The organism is Streptomyces sp. NPDC031474, from assembly GCF_055581185.1.
Map to the genome: position 1 here is coordinate 138,802 of NZ_JBVIJX010000002.1, position 19,072 is coordinate 157,873.

A 19,072-nucleotide genomic window follows, 5' to 3' on the forward strand; every position below is an offset into this window, starting at 1 on the left:
CAGCGGGCGCCTGCGACCAGGCCACGGGCGCCGGGCGCATGGTCTCGGGTGCGGCCGCGGGGACGGCGGCCACCACGGCGGGTGCCACCGGGGTAGTGGGCCCGGGGGAGACGGACCCCGTCGGTGGGGCGGCGGGAGCGGGCGCCTGCGACCAGGCCACGGGCGCCGGGCGCATGGTCTCGGGTGCGGCCGCGGGGACGGCGGCCACCACGGCGGGTGCCACCGGGGTAGCGGGCCCCGACGGAACGGACCCCATCGGTGGGGCGGCGGGAGCGGGCGCCTGCGACCAGGCGACATCGGCGGGCTGTGGCGGCCACGTGACGGGTGCCGGAGCCTGCGCGGGAGCGGGGGGCCAGGGCGTGGTGACGGGCGGGGGCGGCCAGGCCTGCGCGGGCGCCCACGGTGTCCACGTGGACGGGCCGGGCACCCACCCGGAGGGCCCCGGCATCCATGCGGGCGGGCCGGGGGGCGACCACGGACCGGGGGCGGGCGGTGGGGGTGTCCAGGCCGTGCCGGGCTGCCCCTGCTGGAGGGCGTACTGGACGGCCGTTGCCGCCTCCAGCGCCTGCAGGCAACCCGCGACCGCCTGCTGGAGGGCGGCGGTCGACTCCGCCAGCCGCCGCTGCGCTTCCCTCATCGGGTCGGTCCAGGCCGCGGGCGGGGCGGCGGCCTGGACCGCCGGGACAGCCGGGGCCTGCGGGGGGTAATTGGCCCCCGTGATCTGCACGGTCATGCTCTTCTTGGTCCTTTCCGGTTTCTGTTCGCGTCCGGCAGGGGAGTCGGCCGGCGGCCGGACGTCGCGCCACAGCGGGCCGAAGTCGACCGGCACGCCGTGCACGGCGAGTGCTCCCAGCGCCGTCTGGAGGGTGGTGAAGCCGTTCTCGCCGGGCCGGTCCAGACAGACGGCGAGGTGCTCACGGTCGCCGAGGATCCGCCCGACCAGGCCGGTCAGCACGCCGCCCGCCCCGATCTCCACGAACGTGCGCACTCCTCGGGCGTACAGGGCGTCGATCTGTTCGGTGAAGCGCACCGGCGACACCAGGTGTTCGGCCAGCCGGTCCGCGATGACCTCGGTGTCCGCCGGGTAGACGTCGGCGCGGGCGTTGGAGTACACGTCGAGCCGCGGCGCCCGCAGAGGGGTCTGTGCCAGTACCTCGCGAAAGCGCGGCACGGCGGTCGCCACCAGCGGGGTGTGGAAGGCCCCGGCGGTGACCAGTCGGCGCACGCTGATCCCGGCGGCGCCGAAGGCCCGCTCCGCCCGGGCGAGTCCGTCGAGCGTGCCGGAGACGACGACCTGGTCCGGGGCGTTGTCGTTGGCGAGCCACACCTCGGGCAGCCGGTGCCGGTCGAGCACCGCACGGGCCTGTGAGTGGCCGCACTGCACGGCCGTCATCCCGCCGGGGGCGGTGGCCGCGTCGCGGAGCAGTTCGCCGCGGGAGCGGGCCAGGGACAGCAGCTCCGTCGCGGTGAGGACACCGGCGGTGTGCAGGGCGACCAGTTCGCCGAAGCTGTGTCCGGCGGCGCAGTCGGGTCGTACGCCGGTCTCGGCCAGGACCGCCAGCTGGGCGAGGCACTGGGCGGCGAGGGCGGGCTGTGCCCACTCGGTGGCCGTGAGCCGGTCGCGCTGCGCGTCCCGCTCCCGCTCGGTGTGCGCGGGCGGCGGGAAGACCACGCGGTGCAGTGGTTCCGCTCCCTCGGGGCGCCAGTCGGCGAGGGAGTCCCAGGTGTCCATCGCGATGGGGCAGTCCAGTGCCAGGCCGGCGCCCATGCCCACGTACTGGCTGCCCTGCCCGGAGAAGAGGAAGGCCGTCGGCGCCGTTCGCGCGGGGGTGCAGGCGTAGCGGGTGCCGTCGGGGAGGTGGAAGGACTGCCGGGGTGCGGCGCAGACGCGTTCGGCGGCGGCCAGCAGCCTGCGGCGCAGTTCGGCGCCGTCCGGGGCGGTCACCATGAGGCGGTACGGAGCGTCGGACCGGAACTCCCGCTGGGACCGGTGGGCGAGGGCGGCCGGGGCGTCGGTGGCCGCGGCGGCCGTCCGGAGCCGGTCGGCGACCTCCGCGGCGCTCGGGGCGGAGCACAGGAACAGCTCCGTCCGTGCGGTGCGCACCCGTGGCGCGGGGCTGCGCGGGCCGTCCTCGGGCGCGTACTCCTCGACCGTGGCGTGGAAGTTGCTGCCGCCGAAGCCGAAACTGGAGACGGACGCGCGGCGGGGCGTGCCCGGGGCGTGCACCCAGGGCCGTAGTTCGGTGTTGAGGTAGAAGGGGCTGCCGGCCAGGGGCAGTTGGGGGTTGGGGCGGTCCACTTTGATGGTGGGCGGATACGTCCGGTGGCGCAGGGCGAGGACGGCCTTGAGCAGGCCGACCGCCCCGGCGGCGGCTTTGGTGTGCCCGATCTGCGACTTGACCGACCCGAGCGCGCACCACCCCGTGTCCTTACGGCCGGCCTCCCCGAAGACCTGGGCGAGCCCGCCGAACTCCGCGGCGTCCCCGGCGAGGGTGCCGGTGCCGTGGCCTTCGACCAGTTCCACGGTTTCCGGGCCGTAGCCCGCCTGTTCGTAGGCCCGTCGCAGGGCCCGCGCCTGTCCGGTGGAGACCGGGGCGTAGACGGCCGAGCCCTTGCCGTCCGAGGAGGAGCCGATCCCGCGGAGCACGGCGTGGATCCGGTCGCCGTCCGCCTCGGCGTCCGCCAGCCGCTTCAACGCGAACAGCACCAGACCCTCGCCGAGCATGGTGCCGTCGGCGGAGGCGGCGAAGGGACGGCAGTCGCCGGTGCGGGACAGCGCCGGTGTCTTGCTGAAACAGACGTACATCAGCGGGTCGTTGAAGGTGTCGACCCCGCCGGTGATCACCATGTCGCAGCGGCCGAGCGCGAGTTCGCCGACGGCCGCCGACAGCGCCCCGAGGGCCGACGCGCAGGCCGCGTCGACGGCGTAGTTGGGGCCGCGCAGGTCGAAGCGGTTGGCGATGCGACCGGGCACGACGTTGCTGAGCAGGCCGGGGAAGGTGGCCTCCTGCCAGGGCGTGAACCGGCCGGAGATGAGGTCGGCGGCGCGCTCGGCGGTGTCCGGGTCGATGCCCGCCTCGCGCATGCCGCGCAGCCAGGCGGGACGGCCGAGCCGGGTGCCCATCTGGGCCAGCAGGGGCAGGACACTCGTGCCGATCACCACGCCGGTCCGGTCGCCGGACAGCCGTGCGGGGTCGCCGTCGGCGATGTCGTCGAGCAGTCGGCGGACGAGCAGCAGGGACAGCAGTTGGGTGGTGTCGGTCGCCTCGATCTGGTTGGGCGGGATGCCGAACGCCAGCGGGTCGAACTCGACCGGATCGAGGAAGGCGCCGCGCCGGGCGTAGGTCTTGTCCTGTACGGCCGGATCGGGGTCGTGGTGGTCGTCGGGGTTCCAGTGCGTCGGGGGTACGTCGCGCATCAGGTCGCGGCCGGTGACCACGTTGCGCCAGAACTCGTCGGGACCGGCCGCCCCGGGGAGCAGCGCGGACAGTCCGATGATGGCGATGTCGAGGCGTTCGGGCCCGGTGCCTGAGGAGGGCATGGAGAGAGCCTTGCCGTGAGAAAGCGGACAGAACCGGCTCAGGCCAGCGGCCTGGGAGTGAAGGAGAAGGCGCTGTCGGGCACGGGTAGCCCGAGGCCGCGCAGTTGGTGTGCGCGGGTCAGCACGGTGGCGCCTTCCAGGAGATTGCGGGCGATCTGCACGACCGTGCGCTGGGCGGGATCAGCGAGGAAACTCTCCGCCGCCCAGTGGTTGAAGGCGCCGAGTGCGGGTCCGCACCACAGCTGGTAGTCGAGGCTGCGCCGGGTGTCTCCGGTGATGGCCCAGCCGGAGGACCGGCCGAGGTACCAGCGGAAGAGCAGCGCCATACGGTGCTTGGGGTCGGCCGCAGCACGCTCCAGCTGTCCGGGTTCGCGCTCGCCCCAGAAGCGTGCTGTCTCGGCCCAGATCTCGGCCACACCGGCGCGCAGGATGTCGCGTTCGAGTACGGCGCGCTCGGTGGCGGGCAGCGCCTCCAGGCTGTCGTAGGTGCGGTACAGGTCGTACAGCTTCAGCGCGCGCACGCCGAACATGCTGCCCCTGCGCAGGACCTGGACCTTGACTCCGAGTTCGAACATGTCGGCGGCGGGCGCCATGATCACATCGGTGAGGTCGGCCGCGGCGAGCATGTGTTTGGCCTCGTCGGAGATCCCGGCCTCCCGCGCGGTCTGGTTGACCGAGCCGGTGACGACGTAGGCCGCTCCCAGGGCGAAGGCCGCCGCCACCGACTGCGGCGTGCCGAGGCCGCCCGCCGCGCCCACGCGGACCGCCTCGGATTGGTCGTACCGCTGCTGGATCCTCTCGCGCAGCGCCAGGACACGCGGCAGCAGGGAGATCAGCGGCCGGTTGTCGGTGTGTCCGCCGCTGTCGCCCTCGACGGTGATGTCCTGAGCCACGGGCACCCGGGCGGCGAGCGCCGCCTCCTCGTGGCTGAGCTGCCCGCGCTCGACCAGCGCGGTCAGCAGGGCAGAGGGTGCGGGGGACATGAAGGCGGCCGCGGTCTCGGGGCGGGAGACCTTCGCGAAGAGGTGGGTCCGGCGGACGACGTGTCCCGCCCGGTCGGTGCTCAGTCCGGCGGCGGAGCAGCGGACGACGGCGGGGGTCAGTTCCATGAAGGCGGAGGCGCTGATCCGGCGGACGTTTCGGGCCAGCAGCAGGTCCGCCGTCCGCTCCTCCAACGCGGGTTCGCCCGGGGCGTGGATGAGGTTGACGCCCCAGGGCTGGTCGTCCCTCAGCGCACCGGTCAGGGCGGCGGTCGCGGCCTCGATCCGCTCCAGGGGCAGGCCGGCCGCACCGAAGAACCCGAGCATTCCGAACCGGGCCATGTCCTTCACCATCGCGGTGGTGGAGATTCCGTTGGCCATCTCCCCGGCGACGTAGGGATAACGCACCCCGTGGGCGGAGGTGAAGCACCGGTCGCCGAGCCACTCCGGATACATTCCCGGCAGCTCGCCGATGACGTCGATCCCTGCGGCGAGCCCCTGGGCGACGTCCGCCGAGGGCAGCGTTCCGCGCCGTCCGTCGGTACGCCGGCTGAGCAGGGTGACGGGAATCCTGGGTGTCCGGGCCAGACGTGCCACGGATTCGGGCGAGAAAGGCCGGCCGGTGACCGATTCCTCGGCGCTGTGGCGGTCCCGGGAATACGCCGGATCGTCCGCTGACACGGTACTCATGTGGAGAATGCCCCACCATTCCAGGATCGTCATCAAGCAGGCAGAGGGAATTAAAAGAGAGAAGCAGCGGAGAGAAGCAGCGGAGAAAAGCGCGGCCCCTCAAAGCCTAGAGTTCCCCTCGGCCGTTTTTGATCATTCTTCGCGACAAGCACTCGACCGGATGAACCCACCTGGCCCGCTTGCCGAATCGTCGCCTCATATGACAATCCGCATGGTGTCCATGGGTGTTAGCGCACCTCACCTCCCTCAGTGACATTCCCCCACGCTTGGCCTGCGTATACGCCCGGCCGCGTACCTTCTGTGAAGTGATCGCAATCCTTTTCCCCGGGCAAGGGGCCCAGCGCCTCGGCATGGGTGCGCAATTCTTCGGGCGGTATCCGGAACTGACCGCCGAGGCCGGTGACGTCCTGGGTTACGCGATCGACCGGCTCTGTCTGGACGACCCCGACGGGCTGCTGGGGAAGACCAGGTGGACCCAGCCCGCGCTCTACGTGGTGAACGCCCTCGCCCACCGCGCCTGGCGGGAAGAGCACGGAAGTTCCCCGGATTTCGCCGCCGGTCACAGTCTGGGCGAGTACAACGCCCTGGAGGCGGCGGGCGTTCTCGGCTTCGCCGCCGGTCTGCGTCTGGTGGCCCGGCGTGCCGAGCTGATGTCCCGGGCCCCCGAGGGCGCCATGTCCGTCGTGGTGGGACTGGAGGAGGAGCGGGTCGCCGCGGTACTCCGGGACGCCGGGCTGGACGACCTCGACATCGCCAACCACAACACGCCGACGCAGTTCGTCATCTCCGGTCCCGCGCGGAGCCTGGCCCGCGCGGAGTCCTCCTTCCGCCGTGCCGGTGTCCGCCTGTACTCCCGGCTCGACGTCAGCGGCCCCTTCCACTCCCGCTATATGCGCGAGGCGGAGCGGGAGTTCGCCGCCCATGTGCGGTCGGCCGCGCTCAGCGCGCCGCGCTTCCCGGTCGTCTCGAACGTCACGGCGCTGCCGCACGGCCCCGACCCGACCGACGACCTGGTGCGGCAGCTCTCGTCGCCCGTGCGGTGGACCCAGTCCATCCGCTACCTTCTCGCGGCGGGCGTGGAGGACTTCCGGCAGGTCGGAGTCGGCAAAGCCCTGGACGCGATGGTGCGTGACATCCGCGCCACCGCGCCCGCGCGGCCCGCGAACGCCGCCGGACCGCTGGCCGCCCGGGTGGAGCGGGAGCTGCGGGTGCGGGTGCGGGAAGTACTGCGCGCCGACGGTCCGGGGCCCGCGCCGGACGAGGACCTCGGGACCCACGGCATGGACCTGGCCGCGCTGGTCGACCTCGGCGCCGAACTGTGCGAGGCACTCGGACTCGACGTGCCACCGGCGGTCCTCTTCCAGCACCGCACGGTGCGCGATCTCGCCGCACACCTCGTAGACACGTACGGCGAGCGGCTGGCGGCACGGTACGCCGAGGACGACGAGGAGGACGCCGACGCGGCGCATCGGTCCGCCGCCGGTCCCGAGGCCCCGGCGCCGAGCCCCGCGCCCACCGAACGCCCTGTGCCCGCCCCCGTCGTGTCCGAGCACAGGGCCCAGGCCCATCCCGAACCCATCGCCGTCGTCGGCATGGGAGGGATGCTGCCCGGCGCCGACGACCTGGACCAGTTCTGGCGGAACCTGATGGCCGGTCAGGATGTCATCCGCCGTGTCCCCGAGACCCGCTGGGACTGGCGCGCGCCCTACGGGCGGCACGGCGACGACGATTGCGCGCACGTGCCCTGGGGGGCGTTCCTGCGCGCCCCCGACGCCTTCGACTGCGCGTTCTTCGGTATCTCACCGCAGGAAGCCGAGCTGATGGACCCTCAGCAGCGGCTGCTGCTCCAGTCGGCCTGGCGGGCCGCGGAAGACGCCGGTCACCGTCTCGACGGGCCGGCCGCGCGCCGTACCGGCGTCTTCGTCGGGGCGACCGCCATCGACTACGTCGAAGTGCTCACCGCCGCCGACTCCCTCAGGGAGCCGTATCTGGTGACGGGGCTCGCACACGCCCTGCTCGCCAACCGGATCTCCCACTTCATGGGCCTGAGCGGACCGAGCGAGTCCGTCGACACCGCCTGTTCGTCCTCTCTGGCGGCCCTGCACCGGGCGATGTCCAGCATCCGGCAGCGCGAGTGCGACCAGGCACTCGTCGGTGCGGTCAACGTGATCGCGGGCCCGGGGGCGTTCATCTCGCTGACGAAGGCCGGCATGCTCTCCCCGGACGGCCGGTGCAAGACCTTCGACGTACGGGCCGACGGCTATGTGCGCGGCGAGGGCGTGGTGGCCCTCCTCATCAAGCCCCTGTCCCACGCAGAGCGCGACGGCGACCACATCCACGCCGTGCTGCGCGGCAGCGCCGTCAACCACAGCGGGCGGACGGTCTCCCTCACGGCACCCGACCCGGACGCCCAGGCCGAGGTGATCGACACGGCCTGGCGGGCCGCGGGGCTCGACCCGTCGACCGCCGGCCTGATCGAGGCGCACGGCACCGGCACGGCGCTGGGCGACCCGATCGAGATCGAGGGGCTGCGCAGGGCGTTCGGCAGGCTCTACGCCGACTGGGGCCTCCCGGAGCCCCGGCGGCCGCATCTGGCCGTGAGCGCCGTGAAGACTCACATCGGGCACCTGGAACCCGCCGCCGGCCTGGCCGGGCTCGTGACCGTGCTGCTGGCCATGCGCCACGGCACGCTGCTCCCTCTTGCCCATTTCCGGGCACCGAACCCGCTCCTGCGGCTCGACGGCAGCCCTCTGCGGCTGGTGACCGGCACCGAGCGGTGGGAGCGACCGAGGGACGCGCGGGGACGCGAGCTGCCCAGGCGGGCCGGCGTCAGCTCGTTCGGCTTCGGGGGCGCCAACGCGCACGTGGTCGTCGAGGAGTACCTCGATGACCGGCGGCCCCCGCGCGCCCCGGCGGCCCCGCACGCCGCCGGCGATCGGCTGGTGCCGCTGTCGGCGCGGGACGCGGACGGCCTGCGGGCCAGGGCCGAGCAGCTGTCGGACTGGCTGGCGCACCGTCCGGCGGACGAGTACTCCTTCGACGATCTCGTGGCCACCCTGCGGACGGGCCGCAGGCCCATGGAGCACCGGCTCGTTGTGGCGGCGGCCGACGCGGCCGGACTGCGCGCTCGTCTCGAACGCTTCCTGCGCGACGGCCACGCGGACGGCGTGTGGACCGGGGACGCTTCCGTGTCGACGGCACCGTCCCCCGTCGACAACGACAACGACGCCGCCGTCGACGAGGCCCGTGTCCGCGCTCTGGCCGCGCGTGCGGACCTGGCCGGCCTTGCCAGGCTGTGGACCACGGGCGCGGCGCTGGACTGGAGCCTGCTGCCACCGGCGGGACCGCACCGCCGACTGCCCCTGCCCACCTACACCTTCACGGAACGCAGCCTGTGGCCCCGCCCCGCCCGGGCGAAGTCCACTGCCCCGACGGCGGGGCCGGCGCCCGCCGAAGCACCCCCTGCGAACCGCGCCGAAACCGCGGCAGGGCACCAGCACGACCGTGAGCGGATCGCCGGGCACCTGATCCAGGTCCTGACCGACACGCTCGGCTGGCAGCCCGACGAACTCGACGAGTCCACCGGCTTCGACCGGCTCGGCCTGGACTCCCTCGCGGTGCAGCAGATCCGGGTCCGGCTGGAGCGGACCTACGGGGACCTGCCCGCCACGCTCGTCTTCACCCACAAGAACGTCCACAGCCTGTCCGCGTACCTCGCCGGCCGCCGGACCCCGACCAGCCCCGCGCCGCCGACCGGCAAAGCGGTACCCGCCGCCCGCCCGCCCGAGGAGGTCCGTGCCGGTGACATCGCGGTCATCGGGATGAGCGGCCGCTACCCCCACGCCAGGTCCGTCGCCGAGTTCTGGCAGAACCTCGTAGAGGGACGCGACTGCGTCGACGAGATGCCGCTGGACCGGCCCGGTTTCCGGCAGTACGCGCAGGCGGCCCGGCACCGGTACGGCGACGCCTGGCCCCGCTGGGGCGGGTGGCTGGAGGACATCGACGCCTTCGACGCCCCGTTCTTCCGTTTCTCGCCGCTCCAGGCACGCTACCTCGACCCCCAGCAGCGGCTGTTCCTGGAGGTCGCCTGGGAGTGCGTGGAGGACGCCGGTCACACGCCGGACACTCTGGCGGACCCGGCTGCGGGCGACCGGCGCGGCGCGGTGGGAGTCTTCGCGGGGGTGACGTTCAACAACTACCAGCTGTTCGGCTCGGCGGCACTGGAGCGCGGTGAGTGGCTGGCGGTGGAGACACAGACCTTTTCGATCGCCAACCGCGTCTCGTATCTGATGAACCTCGGCGGCCCCAGTCTCACGGTCGACACCGCCTGCTCCTCCTCCCTGTACGCGGTGCATCTGGCCTGCGAGAGCATCCGGCGCGGCGAGTGCGCGGCCGCGATCGCCGGGGGTGTCAACCTGAGTCTGCACCCCGCGAAGTACATGACCCTCGCCGAGACGGGCTTCCTGGCCAGCGACGGCCGGTGCCGGGCGTTCGGGGAAGGCGGGGACGGCTATGTGCCCGCCGAGGCGGTCGGCGCCGTCCTGCTCAAGCCGCTTGGGCAGGCGCTGCGCGACGGCGACACGGTCCACGCGGTCATCAAGGGCTCCGCGGTCAACAGTGACGGCCGGACGTTCGGCTACAGCGTGCCCAACCCGGTGGCCCAGACGGAGGTGATCCGGGCGGCCCTGCGCTCCGCCGGCGTCGAGGCCGCGACCATCGACGCTCTGGAGGCACACGGCACCGGCACCGCCCTCGGCGACCCGGTGGAGCTGCGCGGACTGTGCGACGCGTACGCCGATGTCACCGCCCGGCAGTCGTGCGCCATCGGGTCGGTCAAGTCCCTCATCGGGCATGCCGAGGCGGCGGCCGGGATCGCCCAGCTCACCAAGACCGTGCTTCAGCTCCGGCACCGCCGGCTGGCCCCCACGCTGCTGCACTCCGCGCGGACCAACCCGGAGATCCCCTTCGAGGAGACCCCGTTCCGGGTGCAGCTCGAAACCGCATCGTGGGAGGCCCCGTCCTGCGGCCGTCCCCGCCGGGCCGGCGTCAGCTCCTTCGGAGCCGGCGGGGTGAATGTGCACCTGATCGTGGAGGAGACCCCACACGTGCCTCGACCCGCTGCGGCGGAGCGACGACAGGTCCTGCTGCTCTCCGCGGCCGAGGCCGCCAACTTGCGCGAGTACGCCCTACGGTTGCGCGGTTTCCTGGCCGACGCCGTCTCGTCCGCGGAGCCGGACGACGGCGGTGCCGCGCTGCTGCTGGACACGGCCCACACCCTCCAGACGGGGCGGGTGCATCTGGCGCACCGCCTCGCCTTCACCGCCTCCCGGCCCACCGAGGCGATCTCCCTGCTCGACGCCCACCTGGCCGGGCGGAACACGGAACGCGTCCATACGGGTGTCGTACCGCGCCAGGCTCCCTCCCCGTCCGGTGCCCGGAACCGGCCGTCCGCCGGGCAGGACGCCGAGGAACTCGCCCGTACCTGGGCCACCGGAACCGACTGGGACTGGGCGGCCCTCCACGACGGGCAGGCCGTGTCCCCGCGCCGTATCTCCCTGCCCACCTACCCCTTCAGCCGCCACCGCTACTGGCTCGGCACCGGCACCGGCACCGGGACATCCGTGGACAGCGCCCCGCAGGCGGCGGCCGACAGCGACGAGGGGGCGGGCACCGGGCTGCGCACCGCCCTGCGTGCCGCGCCGCCGAGCGAGCGGCTCGCGCTGCTGACCGGGCACCTGCGCACGGAACTGGGCCGGTTGCTCCAATGCGACCCCGAAGAACCGCCCGACCCCGACACGGGTTTCTTCGATCTCGGCCTGGACTCGGTCCTCGCCGTCCGCCTCGGCACCCGGATCGAGGAGGAACTGGGCGTCGAACTGTATGCCACTGTCGCCTTCGACCACCCTTCGATCAGCGAACTGGCCACCTGTCTGCTCTCCCTGGTCGACCTCGACGTGCCCGCCGCCCCCGGGGAGAGCGACCCGCCCCCGTGCCACCGGACCCTGCACTTCACGGCCGACTGGGAGCCGGAACCGGCGGCAGACCCAGGGCCGGAGGACTTCGGCGACGTCTGGTCCTCGGGCGCGGTGGTCCTGGACACCGACGACACGGTCGCCCGCCTGCTCGGGGACCGGCTGCGCGCCCACGGCTGCGACGCACCTGTGGTCCTCGTCAGGCCGGGTGCGAAGTACTCCCGCGCGGGCGCCGGGGACTACCGGGTCCGGCCCGGCGACACCGACGACTGGGACCGGCTGCTGGACAGCCTCGGCGCGGACGGCACCCGCCCGCGCACCTTCGTCCATCTGTGGACGGCCGCCGCGGCCGGGCACGACCCGCGGCGCCGCCTCGACCTCGGTATCCGCTCCCTGTTCCGGCTGGCCCGCGGCCTTCTGCCGACGGCGCGGGAGACGACGGTCCGGGTGCTCCAGGTGGACGCCCATCCGACCGACCGGCCGGACCCGCTGGCCGAGGCCCTGGCGGGCTTCGCCCGCTCGCTGCGCCACGAGAACCCCCGCCTGCTGTACCAGGCCGTGGCGGTCGAAGCGGACCGCGACGGTGAGCGGCCGGACCCCGAGGACGTCGTTCGTGCCTGTACGGCGGAACTGCGCGCCTCCGGGCAGGAGGCCGAGGTCCGCCACCGGGGCGCTCTGCGCAGTGTGCGCCGCGTGCGTGAGCTGCCCCCCGATGACGGCACCGAGGGCGCCGACGGCGCCGAGTCCGCGCCGGGACTCGTCGACGGCGGCGTGTACGTCGTCACCGGCGGGGCGGGCGGACTCGGACTGCTCTTCGCCGAGCACCTGGCCCGCCGGGCTCCGGGCGCCCGGCTGGTGCTCAGCGGACGCTCCGAGCTGGGCCCCGAACGGGCCGCGGCCGTCCGGCGGATCGCCGACCTCGGTGCGGACGTGGAGTATGTGCGGGCGGACGTGGGCAACGAAGGGGACGCCCGCCGTCTGATCGGACGCGTCCGTGACCGACACGGCGGGATCAACGGCGTGCTCCACTCCGCGGGGTGTGTCAAGGACGCTCTGCTGGCCGACAAGACGGGCCGGGAGCTGGACGCGGTGCTGTCCGGCAAGGTGCTCGGCGCCCTGCACCTCGATGACCTCACCCGCGACGACGACCTGGCCTTCTTCATGGCCTTCTCCTCGCTCACCGCGTTGATCGGCAACCCCGGGCAGACCGACTACGCGTACGCCAACCGCTTCCTGTGCGCGTTCGCCCGCCACCGCGAGCGGCTGCGGCTGGCCGGCGAACGCAACGGCCGCAGCATCGCCGTGGTGTGGCCGTCCTGGAGGCACGGCGGCATGAGGGCCGACGCAGGGACGGAGGAGGCGCTGCTGGGCCGTCTGGGGCTGGCCCTGCTGGAGACACCCATGGGCACCGCGGCCTTCGACCGGGCCCTGGCCCGCGAGGAAAGCGAGTTCGGCGTCCTGCACGCCGACCCGGCCCGGCTCAGCCGGGTGCTGGACGTCCTGCCGCCGCGCGGCGCCCGGACCACCGACGACGTACACCGCGAACTCCACCGCGTACTGGAGGAACTCGGCCTGTGAGCAGCATCCCCGCCGCACCCCGCCCGGAGCGGTACCGCCCGGTCCCGGGACCGGACCACCTGCTCGAACGCTCGCTCCACGCGATCCGCACCCTGCGCGGCGAACTGGCCCAGGAGCGCGCCCGCAGGGCCGAACCGATCGCCGTGACCGGGCTGGCCTGCCGTTTCCCCGGCGGCGCGGACACCCCGGAGCGGTTCTTCAAGCTGCTGGACGACGGCCGGGACGCCGTGGGCCCGGTGCCCGCCGGCCGGTGGCCGGACCGGCCGTTCCCCGCCGGGCGGCCCGGCCCGGCCCGATCGGCTCGCGGCGGGTTCCTCGACGAGGACGTCGACGCTTTCGACGCCGCGTTGTTCGGGGTGTCCAAGGGTGAGGCGGCGGCCATGGACCCGCAGCACAAGCTGCTGCTGGAGACCGTGTGGGAGGCCCTGGAAAGGGCCGGGCTGCTCACCGGCCGCCCCGGCTCCGGCCGTGTCGGCGTGTTCGTGGGCGTCTCCGGTTCGGACCACGCGCGGGTGCCGGTGCGGCCCGAACACGTCGGGGCGTTCACCGCGATCGGGGCCGCACCCAGCATGGCGGCGGGCCGGGTGGCGCACGCCCTGGGGCTGCACGGTCCGGCGCTCGCCGTGGACACCGCCTGCTCCTCGTCGCTGGTGGCGGTGCATCTGGCCGTGGAGAGCCTGCGCCGGGGCGAGTGCGACGCCGCGGTCGCCTGCGGGGTCAACGTGATGCTGTCCCCGGACGTGTTCGTCGTCCTCGACGAGATGCAGGCGCTCTCCCCACACGGGCGCTGCCAGGTCTTCGACGCGTCGGCCGACGGGTACGTGCGGGCGGAGGGCTGCGGCGCCGTCGCGCTGACGCGGTTGCCGGACGCGGTCGCGGCCCGGCTCCCGGTGCACGCCGTCATCCGTGCGTCGGCCGTCAACCACGACGGCGGCGCCGGGGGGCTCACCGTCCCCAACGGCCGGGCCCAGCGGGCGCTGCTTCGCAGTGCGCTGGCCGGTGCCGGGCTGACGGGTGACGCGGTCGGCTATCTGGAGGCGCACGGCACCGGGACACCGCTCGGCGATCCGATCGAGGTCGGTGCGGCGGCGGAGGTCCTGTGCGCGGATCGGCCGGAGGCACGGCCGCTGCGGCTCGGGGCGGTGAAGAGCAACATCGGCCATCTGGAGGCGGCGGCCGGCATCGCCGGTCTGATCAAGACGGTGCTGGTCCTCCGGCACGGCCGGGTACCGGCCAACCTGCACCTTCGGGAACCCAACCCCCGGCTGGGCGTGGAGCGGCTGCCCGTGATCCTGCCCCGGCGGCCCGAGCCGTGGCCGGCCGACGGCACGCCGAGGATCGCGGGCGTCAGCTCGTTCGGCTTCAGCGGGACCAACGCGCACGTGGTCCTGGAGGGCGCCGACACGGCCGTACCGGCCCCGGCCCCGTCACCGGCGCGCTCGCGGGCCACGCCACCGGCGGCCCACGTGGTACCGCTGTCCGCGGCCTCGCCCGCCGCGCTGGCGGCGCTGGCCCGTCGTACGGCCGCCTGGCTGCGCGACCACCCGGGCGTCCGGCTCGGGGACCTGGCCCGCACCCTCGGCGCCCACCGCCGCCACTTCCGCCACCGGGCGGCGCTCGTCACCGACAGCGAGGGCCCCGACCTCGCCGCTCTCCTCGACGCTCTGGCCGACCGGTGCGGCACGCCGTACCCCGACTCCGTCCCGGGTGCGTGGCACATCGGGCTCTTCCTGGACGCCACACCCCGGCAGGCCCTGGCGGCGGCCACGGCCCTGCGCGTGAGCCACGGCGGATTCGGCGCGCTCCTCGACGAGTGCGCCGAACAGCTGCGGCTGCCGGGCGGCGCCTTCCCCGCCCGCCTGCCGAACTCCGCCGAAGCCCTCACCCCGCTCGCCGCCGACGCGGTGACCCTGGCGTTCCAGGTCGCGTTGAGCCGCCTGCTCGCGGACCGGGGCGTGCATGCCGCCGCCGTGGGCGGCTCCGGCGACGCGGGTGACCTGGCCGCCGCAGTCGTCGCAAAGGCACTGGATCTCCCGGCGGCCGGTGCGCTGCTGACGGCCCGGCACGGCGGGCCCGCGCCCGCCTCGGTGCGCTGCCGGCCACCGGCCGTACGGCTGCTGCGTGACGGCGGCGGGGAGACGGTGCCGGGGGACCGCCTGGCGGATCCGGGGTTCTGGTGCGACCCGGCGTCGCGGTCGGCGAAGGAGGCGTCAGCCGCCGCTGCCGGCTTGGCGGAAAGGGAGTACGGCCTGTTCATCGCCGTCGGCGGATCGTCTCCCGAGCCCCCGCTCACGGGGCTGTGGTGGCGCATCGCGCACCGGGGCGACGTGGTGGGCGAACTGCTGGAGGGACTGGCCATGGCCTACCGGGCCGGTGTGGACCTCGACTGGGCCGTCGTACACGGCGAGGAGCCCACGGTGTGCCTGGACCTGCCGGCCTACCCGTTCCAGCGGCGGCGGCACGCGCCGCCGGTACCGCGCGCCCAAGCGGCGGCCGCCGAGGACCCGGCGACGCGCCGCCTGGGCGGGGCCACCGCACTGCGTGTGCTGTCCTCGCCCCTGGAGCACGCCCAGTTCCGGACCACCCTCAGCCGGGCCGTGCTGCCGCAGCTCGCGGACACGGGCGGCGTCCTCCACGTGGGCTACTACCAGGAGATGCTCGCGGCGGCCGCGACGGAACTCGACGGCGCGACGGGACACGAACTGCGCGACGCGGAGTTCACGCACGCACTGCACACCGGCGGGCGGACCCGGACCGTTCAGCTGACGCTCTCCCCCCGGTCGTCCGGTGGCGGGCGCTCCTGCACCGTGCACAGCCTGGCCGACGGGGAGGCGGACTGGACGCTGCACCTGCGCGGCGGACTCGGCGCCCGCGGGTCCGGGACGGACCCGGCCACCCCCTGGGGCGGGCCGGAAGGCCGGGACGAGTTCCTCGCCCGCCTGCCCGAACATGTCGACGGCACACGGTTCTACGCGGACCTGCGGGCCCGGGGCCTGGCGCTCGGCCCGTCGGTGGAGTGGATCGAGGAGGCTTGGTACGGCGGGGGTGAGGCTGTCGCCCGGCTGAGGGCCCCGGAGCCCGCCGGGGCAGGCGGGGACGGCGGAGCGGACGGGCACGGCGGTGTGCTGCCGGTACCGGCCGGCGTGTTCGACGCCTGCGCCCAGCTGTACGTCCTGGCCGCCGGAGACCGGCTCGCCGCCGCAGACGTGTTCCTCACCAGCCGTATCAGCCGCTTCGCCCTGCTGGGGCGGCGGCCGGATCGCGGCCCGCTGTGGGTGCGCTTCACCCTCACCGACGAGCCCGCCGACGACACGCTGACCGCCGACTACCGGCTGTGGGACGACGCCGGGCACTTGGTGGCCGAGTGCGACGGAGCCACGGTACGGCGCATCGACGCGGCCCGGCGCGCCCAGTGGCAGGCCGCCGCCGAAGGCGCCCCGGAGGGGCGGAGCCCGGCGCGGAGGGACGTCCTCGACCGTTTCCTGAAGGCTTCCGGCGAGCTTCGGCCGCACATCCTGGGCGCATATCTCCGTACCCTGCTGGAGGTCCCCGACGACGCGGCCGCGCTCGGCCGTCCCCCGGGCCGCCCGCTCGCCGAGCTTGGCGTCGACTCCCTGCGCGGACTGGAACTGCGCGGCCGTCTGCGCACCGACCTGGGCGTGGAACCTCCGCTCGACGGCCTGCTGCACGGCACGACCGCCGATCTGGTGGGCACCCTCACCGGGCTGCTGGCGGGAGACGCGCCGCCGCGCCCCGGCCGGGCGGTGTCGCACGAGCCCGCCCGGTGGCTGCGCCACGCCCGGCTGACCGACACGGCGCGAGTGCGGCTGTTCTGCCTGCCCTACGGCGGGCGCGGCGCCTCGCTCTTCCTGACCTGGCCCGACACACTGCCGGACGACATCGACGTCTGCCCGTTGCAGTTGCCGGGCCGGGAGAACCGCCGCGACGAGGAGTGCATCGAGGACGTCGACGAGATGCTCGACGCGCTGGAAGGGGTGGTACGTGCCCATGCCGACCGGCCGTTCGCGTTGTACGGGCACAGCGTCGGCGGTCTGCTGGCGTACCGCCTCGCCCGGCGGCTCGCCCCCACCCACGGGGACCGGCTGCGGCATCTGTTCGTCGCCGCCTTCAGCTGCCCGTCACGGGGCGCCAATCCGCTGCTGAGCCGGATCATCGGCGCCTGCCAGGAGCTGGGGCTGCCGGATCTGCCCACCTCGGCGGAGCTGCTGCGCCAACTGCGCGCTCGCCCAGAGGAGTTCCGCAGCGCCCTCGCCGGTCGGCTCGGGGAGGACGTCGCCGCCGGCCTGTGCACGGCGGCGGAGCAGGCCCTCTTCGCGGACCTTCGGCTCGTCCACACCTATCGGCACGATCCGGACGAGTCCCCGTTGCGGGTGCCCGTCACGGCATTGCACGGGAAGGGCGACCCGATGGTGGCGGAGGACGACATGCGCGCCTGGGAGCGGGTGACCGAAGGGCGCTTCCGACTGGAGGTCCTCTCCGGCGATCACTATTTCTGCCATCCCGACCAGGCCCTCGACGGGGTCCTGAGGCTCATCACGGAACGGATCCGCTGACGCCTGCCCACACGACCCCCGACAACGCCGGTAGCGCGCCCCGGTTCTCATCCGCCGCTCGTGGCGGTCGGGTGCGGCGCCGGGACGAACCCGGGCGGGGGCGGTGGGAGCGATGCGCCCTGGCGGGCGGCGGCATAGACGTAGGCGTCGGGGCGCAGCGCGAGGGTGGCAGAGCGGTGCCCGGCGAGCCAGGGCAGCAGAACGCCGTCGTCGTCGACGAGGGTGCCCCGCGCGGGGCTGGATCCGGCGGGTGTGACGGTGAGCGACGGCACCTTCCACAGGGGCTGAGGGGTGGCGGTACGCGCGTGCAGCAGCACCCAGCGGCCGCCGAGCGCGTCGTCCAGCCGTACGCGTGTCCCGTCGGGTGCGGTGACCTGGGGCTGGGGGATCTGGCGGCCGGACGCCCGGGTGCGCGGCCGGGCCTGGAACCCGGCGGAGTAGTGGGCGACCGGGATCCAGTGGGAGTCCTGAAGCCACTGGGCGAAGCCCGGCACGCGGTTGAGGACCGGAAGCACGGTGTCCCGCAGCCGGGTGAGGGCAGGCCGCCGTTCGGTGATGATCCGTCCCACGAACACCGCTCGTCTGGTGACCTCTTTGACATGCGGTTTGCGCTCGGCCTCGTAGCTGTCGAGGACGGTCTCGGGCAGCTCACCGCGCAGCACGGCCGCCAGCTTCCAGCACAGGTTGGCCACGTCGCGCACCCCGGCCGCCATGCCCTGTCCGATCCACGGCGGCATGGCGTGGGCGGCGTCACCGGCGAGAAAGACCCGGCCCGCCCGGAAGCGGGCGGCGAAACGGACGTGATGGCTGTAGACCGTGGACCGCAGGATCCGGATGCTGTCCGGGGCGATGCCGTACCGCGTCACCAGAGCGAGTACGGCCTCGTCAGTGGTGAGATACGACTCGTCGTCGCCCGGCAGGACGGGGAACTCCCAGCGGTGGTGGCCGAGCGGGGTCGGGCAGTCGACCGCCGGGCGGGCCGGGTCGCAGCGGAAGCGCAGCCGGTCGTGGCCCGGCCAGGGCCGGAGCATCTCGGTGTCGACGACCACCCAGCGGTCCTCGTACGTCCGGCCCTCGTACCCCACGTCGAGCCGCGCCCGCGTGGGGCTGGAGCCGCCGTCGGCCGCGATGACGTAGGCGGCCCGCAGCCGGTGTACGGCATCACCGGCGGTGGCGGTCAGCCCGACGCCCCCGCTGCCCTGCCGCAGCCCCACACACTCGTGCCCCAGCCGCACCTCGACGTTCGGATACCGCGCCACTCCCTCGCGCAGCACCTCCTCCAGCGCGGGCTGGTAGACGAACATCTGCGGGGGATGACCGTGCCCGCGCGGGGTGGGACGGGCACGGATGAAGGACCGGCCACGCGCGTCGACGAAGTCCACCGGCCGGTCGGTCAGCATGTCCCGCTTCAGTCGTTCGGCCAGGCCCACACGCTGCCAGACCCGCAGGACCTCCTCATCGGTGGAGATCGCCCGCGCCCGGGAGTACACCTCGGCGTCGCGCTCCAGCACGACGACTCTCAGGCCCATCGCACCCAGCAGGTTCGCGGCGCTCACACCTGTGGGGCCGTATCCGATCACTGCCACGTCATAGGCGCCGTTCCCGGCGCTCGTCTCCCTCACCAGCCCACCTTACTGACTTCCTTATGGTGGTTTTTCAGCTTAAGAGGTCTCTTCGTGCCTACCAAGTCCCGGCAGGAGAACAGCATTTGCCTGTCGGCCGCATCGCCGACACCGC

At 74.0% G+C, this 19,072-nt stretch carries 5 protein-coding genes; 2 read left to right on the forward strand and 3 right to left on the reverse strand.

Annotation, left to right across the window (positions count from 1 at the left end):
- Positions 1-3,541, reverse strand: a 3,541-nt coding sequence (locus ACZ5SK_RS03680; protein WP_468575267.1) for a type I polyketide synthase, incomplete at its 3' end; no start/stop codon positions are given.
- Positions 3,542-3,579: 38 nt separating this feature from the next.
- Positions 3,580-5,211, reverse strand: a complete 1,632-nt coding sequence (locus tag ACZ5SK_RS03685) for a PfaD family polyunsaturated fatty acid/polyketide biosynthesis protein (protein ID WP_334582876.1) — start codon at positions 5,209-5,211, stop codon at positions 3,580-3,582.
- 305 nt (positions 5,212-5,516) lie between these two features.
- Here ACZ5SK_RS03685 and fabD point away from each other — a divergent pair, with 305 nt between their 5' ends.
- Positions 5,517-12,761 (forward strand): ACP S-malonyltransferase, encoded by a 7,245-nt coding sequence (gene fabD / locus ACZ5SK_RS03690; RefSeq protein WP_334582875.1) that lies wholly within the window; start codon positions 5,517-5,519, stop codon positions 12,759-12,761.
- A complete protein-coding gene (locus ACZ5SK_RS03695; RefSeq protein WP_468575269.1) occupies positions 12,758-17,335 on the forward strand; it encodes a beta-ketoacyl synthase N-terminal-like domain-containing protein in 4,578 nt (1,525 codons plus the stop codon). Before fabD ends, ACZ5SK_RS03695 begins: the two co-directional genes overlap by 4 nt.
- A gap of 47 nt (positions 17,336-17,382) precedes the next feature.
- On the opposite strand, the gene ACZ5SK_RS03700 is transcribed toward ACZ5SK_RS03695, so the two are convergent.
- Positions 17,383-18,957 carry a bifunctional 3-(3-hydroxy-phenyl)propionate/3-hydroxycinnamic acid hydroxylase gene (locus ACZ5SK_RS03700; protein ID WP_334582872.1) on the reverse strand — a complete coding sequence of 525 codons (1,575 nt, stop codon included), beginning with the start codon at positions 18,955-18,957 and terminating at the stop codon, positions 17,383-17,385.
- Positions 18,958-19,072 lie beyond the last annotated feature (115 nt).

Excerpts from the sequence above, each read along its gene's own strand:
- ACZ5SK_RS03685 (WP_334582876.1), bottom strand. The coding sequence starts at position 5,211 with ATGAGTACCGTGTCAGCGGACGATCCGGCGTATTCCCGGGACCGCCAC.